Raw genomic sequence first — 11,802 nt, forward strand, 5'->3', positions numbered from 1 at the left:
CGAGCTTCGCAGTGGTGTCTGTGCCTCCCAGTCGGGCTGACATCCAGAAGATTACGTCGCCGCCAGAGGTGCCGTCAACTCGATGACACGTGACCGCGACCACACGACGACGCCGGCCCGTCCCCCTGAGGGAGACGGGCCGGCGTCGGGCGGGGCGGGGTCTGCGGGGTGGGGCTAGTGGGCGACCCGGACCACGGCGAGCGTCTTCTTGCCGCGGCGCAGCACGGCGAACCGGCCGTCGAGCAGCTCGTCCGCGGTCAGGACCGCGTCCTCCCCCGCGACCTTGACGTTGTTGACGTAGGCGCCCCCCTCGGCGACCGCACGACGGGCGGCGGCCTTGGAGGCCACCAACCCGCTGGCGACCATGAGGTCGACGATCGAGTCACCGATGCTGGCGTCCGCCGACGGCAGCTCAGCCACAGCTGCCTCGACCGTCTCCGGGTCGAGGTCCGTCAGCTCACCCCGCCCGAACAGCGCCGAGCTGGCCGCGATCGCCTGGGCGGTCGCGCGCTCCCCGTGCACCATCGTCGTGACGTCGCCGGCCAGCACCTTCTGCGCCAACCGGTCCTGGGGACGCTCAGCCATCGCCTGCTCGATCTCGGCGATCTCCTCCCGGGTACGGAAGGTGAAGGTCTTGAGCCAGCCGATGACGTCGGCGTCGGCCGCGTTGATCCAGTACTGGTAGAAGGCGTACGGGCTCATCATGTCCGGGGCCAACCACACCGCGCCGCCCTCGGTCTTGCCGAACTTCGTGCCGTCCGCCTTGGTGATGAGCGGGGTGGTCAAGGCGTGCACCGCGACCTTGTCCGACTTGCGGATGAGCTCGACCCCGGCCAGCAGGTTGCCCCACTGATCGTTCCCCCCGGTCTGCAGGGTGCAGCCGTGGCGGCGGTTGAGCTCGAGGAAGTCCATGCCCTGCAGGATCTGGTAGCTGAACTCGGTGAAGGACAGCCCTTCGTCGCTGGCCAGCCTGCGGGCCACGGTGTCCTTGGCGAGCATGGTCCCCAGGCGGAAGTGCTTGCCGATGTCCCGCAGGAAGTCGATGGCCGACAGCTCCCCGGTCCAGTCGAGGTTGTTGACGATGCGCGCGGCGTTGGCGCCCTCGAAGGACAGGAACGGCGAGATCTGCGCCTGCAGCCGCTCGACCCACTCCGCCACGGTGTCCTTGGAGTTGAGCACCCGCTCCCCCGACATCCGCGGGTCGCCGATCAGGCCCGTCGCCCCACCGACCAGCGCGATGGGGCGGTGCCCGGCGAGCTGGAGGTGACGCAGCAGGATGAGCTGGACGAGGTGGCCGTGGTGCAGGCTCGGCGCGGTCGGGTCGAAGCCGCAGTAATACGTGATCGGACCGCTCTCCAGAGCCTCACGCAAAGCCTCGACGTCGGTGGTCTGAGCGACCAGTCCGCGCCAGGTGAGTTCATCAAGAACGTTGCTCACTACTGCTCCTTCGGTTCGCGCGCCACGAACGACGCACCCCTAGTCTGCCGTGTCATGGACGTCAGCGAGAACGTGGGCCGGATCGTGAGCGCGGTAGCGGCGCCCGTCGGTAGGCCGAGACCGCCGGGTCGTCGGTGATCCACAGCCGCCACGGGAAGAGCATGCCGTCGCCGCCCGCGCCGGCCACACCCACCCGCGGGCCGCGGCTGACCGCGTCGTCAGGCACCGGTCCTGCGGTGGCTCGCTCGGTCCCCTGCGCACGGGGCAGCTCGATCGTCACCGTGGAGTCCGGGCTGAGCAGGTCCATCCCGTAGTCGGCCATGGTGACCCCGAGGGCGACCGTCAGCCGCGCCGGACCGCGCGCGAGGTCCACGGCCCGGGTCACCGACCCGGCGGCCGCCCGGCGGCCCCAGGCCACCGGTTCCCCGGCCACCACCTCTGCGGCGCGCAGCAGGACCGCCGACGCCTCCCCGTCCGCGCCGCAGACGACGTTCATGCACGTGTGCAGGCCGAGGTGGCGGTAGGTGTACAGGTGCCCGGCCTCACCGAACATCACCGCGTTGCGGCTCGTGCGGCCGCGGTAGGCGTGCGAGCCGGGATCCTGCTCCCCCTGGTACGCCTCGACCTCGGTGATGCGCACCGTCACGTCTCCCTCCGGGGCGCGGCGGGTGACCAGAGCGCCGAGGAGGTCCCGGGCGACCTCGAGGCCGGGCCGGGCGAACCACGCGCGGTCCGGGGTCCACCCGGGCGCATCGGCGGGGGCGGTAGGGGCACCAGCAGCCGCGGCGGCAGCAGTCTCAGACCCGGACACGATCAGTTCACCAGGCGGCCGACGCCGTCGATGCGCAGGTGCGCACGCTCACGGGTGCGGTGGGCCGCGTAGAGCTCGCGCTCGGTCGCCATCCACCGGGTCCACTGCTCGGCGGCGTCGGCTCCGTCACGCTCCAGGCCGCGGGCGAGCCGGACGTCGTCGTCGGCCTCGACCCAGATGATGACGGGGGCGAAGTCGTCGACCGAGAGCGCCGCGGAGTGGCAGCCCTCGACGATCAGCACGTCAGCGAGGGGCACTGTGTGCCGTTCGGCGTAGGTGCCCAGCGGCCAGTCGTAGCGCTGGTAGCGGCCGGGGACCCCGTGCGCGAGGGGGTCGAGCACCCAGTCGCGCAGCAGCGCAGCCCCCTGCTCCATGCCCGTCCACCCGGGGTAGAGGTCGTCCATGTGGACCACCTGGCAGTTGAGGGACCACGCGAGCTGGGCGGCCAGCGTCGTCTTGCCCGAGCCGGCCGGGCCGTCGACGCAGACCAGGCGGCAGCCGCCCAGGCCGGCCGGGGCGGCCTCGATCGCGGAGACGAGCTCGGTCAGGACGGGGTCGGAGACGGTCATGGGCACACTCCGTTCAGGGCGGGAGGGGTCGTGCTGGACGGGACGACGAAGGGGCCGGTCATGATGACTTCAGCCATGACCGCCCCCTCCGTCGTCTCGTGCGTGGTCGGCCTAGCCGTTGACCCAGAAGCGATACTCGGCCACCTGGACCTTGGCCTCCTCGAGCTGCTCAGCCACCCGCTCGGGGGCGGTGCCGCCCACCGCGTTGCGGGAGGCCAGCGAACCGTCGACCGTGAGGACCTCGCGGACCCCGGGGGTGAGGTGCTCGGAGATGGCGAGGAGGTCGGCGTCGGACAGGTCCCACAGCTCGATGCCGCGGTCCTCGCAGACCTTGACGCAGGCGCCTGCCACCTCGTGGGCGACCCGGAACGGGACGCCCTGGCGGACCAGCCACTCAGCGATGTCGGTGGCCAGCGAGAAGCCCTGCGGGGCGAGCTCGGCCATCCGCTCGGTGTTGAACGTCATCGTGGAGACCATGCCGGCGAAGGCCGGCAGCAGGACGGTGAGCGTGTCCACCTGGTCGAAGACCGGCTCCTTGTCCTCCTGCAGGTCGCGGTTGTACGCGAGCGGCAGGCCCTTGAGCGTGGCCAGCAGGCCGGTGAGGTCGCCGATGAGCCGCCCGGCCTTGCCGCGCGCGAGCTCGGCGATGTCCGGGTTCTTCTTCTGCGGCATGATCGAGGAGCCCGTGGAGAAGGCGTCGTCCAGGCGGACGAAGCCGAACTCCTTGGTGTTCCAGATGATGATCTCTTCGGCGAAGCGCGACAGGTCGATCCCGAGCATCGCCGAGACGAAGGCGAACTCGGCCACCGAGTCACGGCTGGCCGTGCCGTCGATCGAGTTCTCCACCGCACGGTCGAAGCCGAGCTCGGCTGCGACGGCCTCGGGGTCGAGACCCAGGGAGGACCCGGCCAGGGCACCGGAGCCGTAGGGCGAGCGCGCCGCCCGCATGTCCCAGTCGATGTAGCGGTCGACGTCGCGCAGCAGCGGCCACACGTGAGCAAGCAGGTGGTGGGCGAGCAGGACCGGCTGCGCGTGCTGCAGGTGCGTCCGTCCAGGCATAGCCGCCCCAGGGTGCGCCTCCGCCTGGGCGATGAGCGCGTCCGCGACGTCCAGCACCAGTCCGGCGATGACCTTGGCCTCGTCGCGCAGGTACATCCGCACGAGCGTGGCGATCTGGTCGTTGCGCGAGCGCCCGGCCCGCAGCTTGCCGCCGACCTCGGGCCCAGCCCGCTCGATGAGGCCGCGCTCGAGGGCGGTGTGCACGTCCTCGTCGGCGAGCAACGGCAGGAACGCACCGGTCCGCACGTCCTCGGAGAGCGCGTCGAGCCCGGCGAGCATCTGCGCCAGCTCGTCGTCGGTCAGCAGACCGGCGGTGTGCAGCACCCGGGCATGGGCTCGGGAGCCGGTGATGTCCTGCTGGGCCAGGCGCCAGTCGAAGTGCGTCGACTGCGACAGCGCCTGGAGCGCCTCGGACGGTCCGCCGGCGAACCGGCCACCCCACAGGCTCACAGGAGCCTGCGCACCGACAGCCGCCGAGCCGGACGTCGTGACGTCCGGCCCGGTCGGCTGCTCCCCCGCGGGGGTCGTGGCGTCAGACATCTCAGGCCTGGCTGGCCGGCAAGGTGGACCCGGACAGGTCCACGCCGTTGCCGAACTTCACGTCGCGGGCCGCGGAGAGCTTGGCGGTGAGGCCGAAGATCTCGATGAAGCCGCGGGCCTGGCTCTGGTCGAAAGTGTCGCCCTCGTCGTAGGTGGCGAGGTTGAAGTCGTAGAGGCTCGCCTCGGAGCGGCGACCGGTCACCGTCGCGCGGCCACCGTGCAGCACCATGCGGATCTCACCGGAGACGTAACGCTGGGTGTCGTCGATGAAGGTCTCGAGGGACTTCTTCAGCGGCGAGAACCACATGCCGTCGTAGACCAGCTCGGTCCAGCGCTGCTCGACCGTGCGCTTGAAGCGGGCCTGCTCGCGCTCGACCGTGACGTTCTCGAGCTCCTGGTGCGCGGCGATGAGGGCCATGGCGCCCGGCGCCTCGTAGATCTCGCGGGACTTGATGCCCACCAGACGGTCCTCGACGATGTCGATGCGGCCCACGCCCTGGGCACCGGCGCGACGGTTCATCTCCTGGATGGCCTGCAGCGGGGTGACCGGAACGCCGTCCAGGGCGACGGGGATGCCCTGGTCGAAGGTGATGATGACCTCGTCCGCGACGGGCGGGAACGTGGGGTCGTCGGTGTAGTTGTAGACGTCCTTGGTCGGTGCGTTCCAGATGTCCTCGAGGAACCCGGTCTCCACCGCGCGGCCCCACACGTTCTGGTCGATCGAGAAGGGGTTGTGCTTCGTCGTGGCGATCGGCAGGTTGTGCTTCTCGGCGTAGGCGATGGCCTTCTCACGCGTCAGCGCGAGGTCACGGACCGGTGCGAGGCACTTGAGGTCCGGGGCGAGGGAGGTGATGCCCACCTCGAAGCGGACCTGGTCGTTGCCCTTGCCGGTGCAGCCGTGCGCGACGGTCTGCGCGTCGAACTGGCGAGCGGCGCGCACGAGGTGCTTGACGATGATCGGGCGCGAGATGGCCGAGACGAGGGGGTACCGGTCGAGGTAGAGAGCGTTGGCGCGCAGCGCCGGCATGCAGTACTCCTCGGCGAACTCGTCGCGGGCGTCGGCCACATAGGCCTCCACCGCGCCGCAGTCGAGGGCGCGCTGACGGATGACCTCGAGGTCCTCACCACCCTGGCCGACGTCGACCGCCACGGCGATCACCTCGGCGCCGGTGCGCTCAGCGATCCATCCGATGGCAACAGAGGTGTCCAGGCCGCCGGAATAGGCGAGCACGACGCGTTCAGTCATTGCACTTCTCTTTCTCACGTGGTGAATAGGTCAAGTCTGTCATCCCCGGCGCGGCGGTCGTGACCGCCGGTCGTCGAGGACAGGTCTGGAAGGCCTGCAGACCCGTGGGTCACAGGTTGTCGCTCGCCAGGGCGACGAACCGGGCGGCGAGCTCGTCGCCGCCGTCGGCGTCCCGGGCGATCACCAGGACGGTGTCGTCACCGGCGATCGTGCCGAGCACCCCGGGCAGGACCGAGTGGTCGATCGCCGAGGCGAGGTACTGCGCGGCTCCCGGCGGCGTGCGCAGCACGACGAGGTTGGCCGAGCTCTCCGCCGAGACGAGCAGCTCGCCGCACAGCCGTGCCAGGCGCGCTGCCAGGTACTCCGCGTCCCGGGTGGCCTGCACGCTGCGGTCCCCGCCCTCACCGGGCACCGCGTAGACGAGCACCCCCGAGGCGGTGCGCACCTTCTCTGCGCGCAGCTCGATGAGGTCACGCGACAAGGTCGCCTGGGTCACGTGCAGACCGTCCCGGGCGAGGGCCCGGGCGAGCTCTGCCTGGGAGTGGATCTGCTCGCGGACCAGCAGCTGGACGATCCGGGCGTGCCGGGCCGCCTTGGTCGCCGGCACGCTCGCGGTCGGCCCGGCGCTGATGGTCACGGGTGCTCCAGCAACCAGGTCAGCAGCGCCTTCTGGGCGTGCAGGCGGTTCTCGGCCTCGTCCCACACGACCGACTGCGGGCCGTCGATCACCTCAGCGGTGATCTCCTTGCCGCGGTAGGCCGGCAGGCAGTGCAGCACGACGGCGTCGGGGGCGGCGTGGGTGAGCAGCTCCGAGTTCACCTGGAAGGGCCGGAAGGGCTCGGCGCGCTCAGCGGCGGTGTCCTCGTCCCCCATCGACACCCAGGTGTCGGTCGCGACGGCGTCGGCTCCCCGGACGGCCTCGGCTGCGTCTGCGGTCACCACGACCGATCCGCCGGTCTGGGCGGCGACGGCAGCCGCGTCGGCAAGGATCTGCGGGTCTGGCTGGTACCCGGCCGGGGTGCCGATGCGCACGTGCATGCCGGCGGTCGCCCCGCCCAGCAGGTACGAGTGCGACATGTTGTTGGCTCCGTCACCGACGTAGGCGAGGGTCTTGCCGCGCAGCGACTCGACCCCTCCCCAGTGCTTCGCGAGGGTCGTCAGGTCCGCAAGGATCTGGCACGGGTGGAAGTCGTCGGTGAGGGCGTTGACCACCGGGACCCCCCCGACCTGCGCCATCTCCTCGATGCGAGCCTGGGCATGGGTGCGCCAGACGATCATCGAGACCTGCCGGCCGAGCACCTTGGCTGTGTCGGAGATGGACTCCCGCGTACCGATCTGGGCGAGCTTGCCGTCCACGACGAGCGGGAAACCACCGAGCTCGGCGATGCCGGTGCTGAACGACACCTGCGTGCGCAGGGTGGGCTTGTCGAAGATGACGGCGACAGCCCGCGGGCCGGCCAGCGGGGTGCGCGCCTGTCGGTCGTCCTGGAAGGCGAGGGCAAGCTCGAGCACCTCGGACTGCTCGGCGGGCGTGAGGTCGTCGTCGCGCAGGAAGTGGCGGGTCATCTAGGCCTCCGGGGTGAGGTCGGCAGCGGTCGTGGGCAAGGCTGCGAGGAAGGCGACGAAGTCGTCGACCTGGTCGCGGGTGAGGATGAGCGGGGGCGCCAGCCGCAGGGCGGTCGGGGTCACCGGGTTGACGATGAAGCCGGCGTCCAGTGCTCGCGCCGCCACCACGGGGGCGACCGGAGCGCTGAGCTCGATCGCCACGAGGAGACCTTCACCGCGGGCGGCGGTCACCAGGGGGTGGCCGAGGGAGCCGACCTGCTCACGCAGGTAGCTGCCGACCTCCCGGACGTGGGCGAGCAGGCCGTCCCGCTCGATCACGCCGATGGTGGCCAGCGCGGCCGCGGCGGCCACCGGGTTCCCGCCGAAGGTCGTGCCGTGCTGGCCGCGGCCGAGCAGCGTCGCGGCACGGTCGCCGTAGGCGACGACCGCGCCGATCGGGAAGCCGCCGCCCAGGCCCTTGGCCAGGGTGACGACGTCGGGCACGACGGAGCCGCCCACCTGCGCGAGGTGGTGGGCCATCCAGGTGCCGGTGCGGCCCATGCCGGTCTGCACCTCGTCCAGGACGAGCAGGGCGCCGTGGGCACGGGTGAGCTCGCGGGCCCGGGCCAGGTAGCCGGCAGGCAACGGCCGCACACCGGCCTCACCCTGGATGGGCTCGATGAAGAAGGCGGCGATGTCGCTCGTCGCCGGGTCGCCGGAGAAGACGGCCTCCAGGGCGTCGAGGTCGCCGAAGGGCAGGAACTCCACGCCCCCGGGCAGCGGCTCGAAGGGTGCCCGGTAGGCGGCCTTGGAGGTCAGTGCCAGGGCGCCCATGGTGCGACCGTGGAAGCTGCCCTCCAGGGCCAGGATCCGCGGCCGGCCGGTACGACGAGCCATCTTGAAGGCAGCCTCGTTGGCTTCGGTGCCGGAGTTCGTGAAGAAGACCCGCGAGCCCTCGGGTGCCTGGGCGAGGTCGAGCAGACGCTCGGCCAGCGCGATCTGGGTGGGGGTGCCGAAGAAGTTCGACACGTGCCCGAGCGTGCCCAGCTGGGCGCTGATCGCCGCGGTGAGCGTGGGGTGGGCGTGGCCGAGGGCGTTGACCGCGATGCCGGCGAGCAGGTCGAGGTATCGCGTGCCGTCCGCGTCCCAGACGTAGGCGCCCTCGCCGCGCACCAGCACGCGCTGCGGCGGGCCGAAGGTGTCCATGACGGCGCCGCTGTAGCGCTGGGTCCACTCGGCCGCGGAGCCCGCAGCCGGCTGCACGGCGGAGGAGTCGGCGGGGGCCACCGGCGCGCTGGCGGCGCTCGGGGCGGTCTGGTCGCTCACGCGGGAGCTCCGTTCTGGATGGTCGTGGCGGGGGTCTGGGTATCGTCGTCGGGCACGACCATGGTGCCGATGCCCTTGGTGGTGAAGACCTCCATGAGGATGGAGTGCGCGACCCGCCCGTCGATGACGTGCGCCTCGCGGACGCCGCCGAGCACGGCGCGCAGGCACGCCTCCATCTTGGGGACCATGCCCGACTCGAGGGAGGGCAGCAGTTCTGCGAGCGCGCCCGCGCCGATCTCGCTGGCGAGGGAGCTGCGGTCGGGCCACGAGGTGTACAGGCCCTCGACGTCGGTGAGCACGATGAGCTTGCGCGCACCGAGGGCGACGGCCAGGGCCGCGGCGGCGGTGTCCGCGTTGACGTTGAGCACCTGGGTGGGGTCCTCGATGTCAGGGGCGATGGTCGAGACCACGGGGATGCGGCCGGCGTCGAGCAGGTCCTGGACGGCGCTCGGGTCCACCTCGACGACGTCGCCGACCAGGCCGACGTCCACGGCCTGCCCGTCCACGGTCGCGTGACGGCGGCGGGCGCGGAGCAGGCCGCCGTCCTCACCGGAGAGCCCGACGGCGTAGGGGCCGTGGGCGTTGAGGAGGCCGACGAGCTCGCGGGAGACCTTGCCGGTGAGCACCATCCGCACGACCTCCATGGCCTCGGGGGTGGTCACCCGCAGCCCGCCGCGGAACTCGCTCGGGATACCCAGGCGGCCGAGCATCTCGGAGATCTGCGGGCCGCCGCCGTGCACGACGACGGGGTGCAGCCCCACCTGGCGCAGGAAGACCATGTCCTGGGCGAAGGCAGCCTTGAGGGAGTCGTCGATCATGGCGTTGCCGCCGTACTTGATGACGACGAGCGCGCCGTTGAACTCCTTGAGCCACGGCAGGGCCTCGAGGAGGACCTCGGCCTTCTGGGCGGGGGTGAGGTCGGCGCCGACGTCCATCTGGGAGAAGTCGAGAGCGGTGGGCGCCGTCATGAGGAGTACGCGCTGTTCTCGTGGACGTAGTCGTGCGTGAGGTCGTTGGTCCACACGGTCGCGGCGGCGTCCCCGGCGTGCAGGTCGATGAGCACCCGCACCTCGCGCTGGCCGGCGAGGTCGACGAGGGCGCGGTCCTCACCCACTCCCCCGGCGCGGCACACCTGGACGCCGTTGATCGAGACGTCGAGGAGGTCGGCGTCGAAGGCGGCGACGGAGACGGGGACCGTACCCACGGCCGAGAGGACCCGGCCCCAGTTGGGGTCGTTGCCGAAGACGGCTGCCTTGAAGAGGTTGGAGCGGGTGACCGCACGGGCCACCGCCACGGCCGCGGCCTCGGAGTCCGCTCCGACGACCTCGACGGCGATGTCGTGGCTGGCGCCCTCGGCGTCGGCCACGAGCTGGCGGGACAGCGACGCGCAGGCGGCGGTGAGCGCGGTGGTGAGCTCGTCAGCGGTGGCGGTCAGGCCGCTCGCACCGGAGGCGAGCAGGATGACGGTGTCGTTGGTGGACATGCAGCCGTCGGAGTCCACCCGGTCGAAGGTGAGCCGGGTGGCCTCGCGCAGGGCGGCGTCGGCGGTCGCGGAGTCGACGACGGCGTCCGTGGTCAGCACGCAGAGCATGGTGGCCAGGCCGGGGGCGAGCATGCCCGCGCCCTTGGCCATGCCGCCGACGGTCCACGTCGGGGCGCCGGGCTCGGCGGGCTCGAGGCCGCCGGTGATCGCCACGGTCTTGGGCACCGTGTCGGTGGTCATGATGGCAGCGGCGGCGAGGAAGCCGCCGTTGCCGGCGAGCTGGGCGACGGCGTCGTCCACCCCGGCGAGGAGCGTGTCCATGGGCAGGCGCTCACCGATGAGGCCGGTCGAGCAGACCAGGGTGTCCCCCGCCGAGCTCTCGAGCGCGGCGGCGAGGTGCTCGGCGGTGCGGTGGGTGTCGGCGAAGCCCTCGGGGCCGGTGCAGGCGTTGGCCCCGCCGGAGTTGAGCACCACGGAGGTGGCCCGGCCGTCGGCGACCACCTGGCGAGACCAGGCGACGGGGGCGGCGAAGACGCGGTTGGTGGTGAAGACCGCGGCGGCCACGTCGAGCGGGCCGTCGTTGACCACGACGGCGACATCGGGCTTGCCGGTGGACTTCAGGCCGGCGACGACCCCGGAGGCCCGGAATCCTTGGGCTGCGGTAACGCTCACGGCGCGACTCCTTGTGCGGTGAGGCCGAGGGTCTGCGGCAGACCGAGGGCGATGTTCATGGACTGGACGGCGCCGCCTGCGGTGCCTTTGACGAGGTTGTCGATCGCGGTGACGGTGACCACGCGCCCGGCGCGGCGGTCGATCGCCACCTGGACGAGGGCGGTGTTGGCGCCCGTGGTCATCGCGGTGGTGGGCCACTGGCCCTCGGGCATGAGCTCGACGAAGGGCTCGCCGACGTAGGCCTGCTCCCAGGCCTGGCGCAGCTGGGGCAGGGAGATGTCCTCGTGGCCGGGGGCCAGCCGCGCGGTCGCGGTGGCGAGGATGCCGCGGGACATCGGGACGAGCACCGGGGTGAAGGAGACGGTGACCTGTCCGGCCCCGGCGATCTGCAGGTTCTGCTCGATCTCGGGGATGTGGCGGTGGCTGCCGCCCACGGCGTAGGGCTGGGCCGAGCCGAGCGCCTCCGAGGCGAGCAGGTGGGTCTTGAGCGTCTTGCCCGCGCCGGAGTAGCCGACGGCGAGGACGGCGACGAGGTCCTGGGCGCTGAGCAGACCGGCCGCGACGCCCGGCTGCAGGCCGAGGGTGACGGCGGTGACGTTGCACCCGGGGACGGCGATGCGGCGGGCGCCGGCGAGCAGCTCGCGCTGCTTGGTCAGCTCGCCGTCGATGCCGTCGGCGCGCAGCAGCTCGGGGAGCCCGTAGGGCCAGGTCCCGGCGTGCGGGGTGCCGTAGTAGTCGGTCCAGGCCTGCGGGTCCACGAGGCGGTGGTCCGCGCCGAGGTCGATGACGAGGACGTCCGGGGGCAGCTGGGCGGCGATCTCGCCGGAGGCGCCGTGCGGCAGCGCGAGCACCACGACGTCGTGGCCGAGGAGGTTCTCCACGTCGGTGGGCGCCAGCACCCGGTCTGCGAGCGCACGGATGTGGGGCTGGTGCAGGCCCAGCTGGGTGCCTGCGTTGGAGTGAGCGGTGAGGGCACCGATCTCGATCTCGGGGTGGTCGGCGAGGATCCGCAGGGTCTCTCCACCTGCGTACCCGCTCGCGCCTGCAACTGCCACTGTGAAACTCATATGCATAACAATACACACCCATGCGAGTTGATACACACCCGCGCTAG

General features: G+C 71.8%; 11 protein-coding genes. All 11 read right to left on the reverse strand.

The window, feature by feature from the left end; genetic code table 11:
• Positions 1-174 precede the first annotated feature (174 nt).
• Positions 175-1,437 (reverse strand): tyrosine--tRNA ligase, encoded by a 1,263-nt coding sequence (gene tyrS / locus SS2_RS09280; protein WP_066463352.1) that lies wholly within the window; start codon positions 1,435-1,437, stop codon positions 175-177.
• 61 nt (positions 1,438-1,498) lie between these two features.
• Positions 1,499-2,248 carry a DNA-3-methyladenine glycosylase gene (locus tag SS2_RS09285; RefSeq protein ID WP_066463356.1) on the reverse strand — a complete coding sequence of 250 codons (750 nt, stop codon included), beginning with the start codon at positions 2,246-2,248 and terminating at the stop codon, positions 1,499-1,501.
• A 2-nt stretch (positions 2,249-2,250) separates the two neighbouring features.
• The gene (locus tag SS2_RS09290; protein ID WP_066463357.1) at positions 2,251-2,817 is read right to left on the reverse strand and encodes a uridine kinase family protein; all 567 of its coding nucleotides are present in this window, start codon (positions 2,815-2,817) and stop codon (positions 2,251-2,253) included.
• 111 nt (positions 2,818-2,928) lie between these two features.
• Positions 2,929-4,416: an argininosuccinate lyase gene (argH, locus tag SS2_RS09295; protein WP_083942080.1), complete on the reverse strand. Its 1,488-nt coding sequence runs from the start codon at positions 4,414-4,416 to the stop codon at positions 2,929-2,931.
• A 1-nt stretch (position 4,417) separates the two neighbouring features.
• On the reverse strand, positions 4,418-5,662 hold the full coding sequence (locus tag SS2_RS09300; protein WP_066463358.1) for an argininosuccinate synthase: 1,245 nt from the start codon (positions 5,660-5,662) through the stop codon (positions 4,418-4,420).
• Positions 5,663-5,771: 109 nt separating this feature from the next.
• Positions 5,772-6,299: an arginine repressor gene (locus tag SS2_RS09305; protein WP_066463359.1), complete on the reverse strand. Its 528-nt coding sequence runs from the start codon at positions 6,297-6,299 to the stop codon at positions 5,772-5,774.
• A complete protein-coding gene (argF, locus tag SS2_RS09310) occupies positions 6,296-7,228 on the reverse strand; it encodes an ornithine carbamoyltransferase (protein ID WP_066463360.1) in 933 nt (310 codons plus the stop codon). The genes SS2_RS09305 and argF overlap by 4 nt, the downstream gene beginning before the upstream one ends.
• The gene (locus SS2_RS09315; protein WP_066463847.1) at positions 7,229-8,494 is read right to left on the reverse strand and encodes an acetylornithine transaminase; all 1,266 of its coding nucleotides are present in this window, start codon (positions 8,492-8,494) and stop codon (positions 7,229-7,231) included.
• A gap of 35 nt (positions 8,495-8,529) precedes the next feature.
• On the reverse strand, positions 8,530-9,501 hold the full coding sequence (gene argB / locus SS2_RS09320) for an acetylglutamate kinase (RefSeq protein WP_066463361.1): 972 nt from the start codon (positions 9,499-9,501) through the stop codon (positions 8,530-8,532).
• The gene (argJ, locus tag SS2_RS09325; RefSeq protein ID WP_066463362.1) at positions 9,498-10,688 is read right to left on the reverse strand and encodes a bifunctional glutamate N-acetyltransferase/amino-acid acetyltransferase ArgJ; all 1,191 of its coding nucleotides are present in this window, start codon (positions 10,686-10,688) and stop codon (positions 9,498-9,500) included. The genes argB and argJ overlap by 4 nt, the downstream gene beginning before the upstream one ends.
• On the reverse strand, positions 10,685-11,761 hold the full coding sequence (gene argC, locus SS2_RS09330; RefSeq protein WP_066463363.1) for an N-acetyl-gamma-glutamyl-phosphate reductase: 1,077 nt from the start codon (positions 11,759-11,761) through the stop codon (positions 10,685-10,687). The genes argJ and argC overlap by 4 nt, the downstream gene beginning before the upstream one ends.
• Between the last annotated feature and the right edge of the window lie 41 nt (positions 11,762-11,802).

This window comes from Sanguibacter suarezii NBRC 16159, from assembly GCF_001552735.1.
GTDB classification, from domain to species: domain Bacteria; phylum Actinomycetota; class Actinomycetes; order Actinomycetales; family Cellulomonadaceae; genus Sanguibacter; species Sanguibacter suarezii.

Excerpts from the sequence above, each read along its gene's own strand:
- SS2_RS09290 (WP_066463357.1), bottom strand. The coding sequence starts at position 2,817 with ATGACCGTCTCCGACCCCGTCCTGACCGAGCTCGTCTCCGCGATCGAG.
- argH (WP_083942080.1), bottom strand. The coding sequence starts at position 4,416 with ATGTCTGACGCCACGACCCCCGCGGGGGAGCAGCCGACCGGGCCGGAC.
- SS2_RS09300 (WP_066463358.1), bottom strand. The coding sequence starts at position 5,662 with ATGACTGAACGCGTCGTGCTCGCCTATTCCGGCGGCCTGGACACCTCT.
- argF (WP_066463360.1), bottom strand. The coding sequence starts at position 7,228 with ATGACCCGCCACTTCCTGCGCGACGACGACCTCACGCCCGCCGAGCAG.
- argB (WP_066463361.1), bottom strand. The coding sequence starts at position 9,501 with ATGACGGCGCCCACCGCTCTCGACTTCTCCCAGATGGACGTCGGCGCC.
- argC (WP_066463363.1), bottom strand. The coding sequence starts at position 11,761 with ATGCATATGAGTTTCACAGTGGCAGTTGCAGGCGCGAGCGGGTACGCA.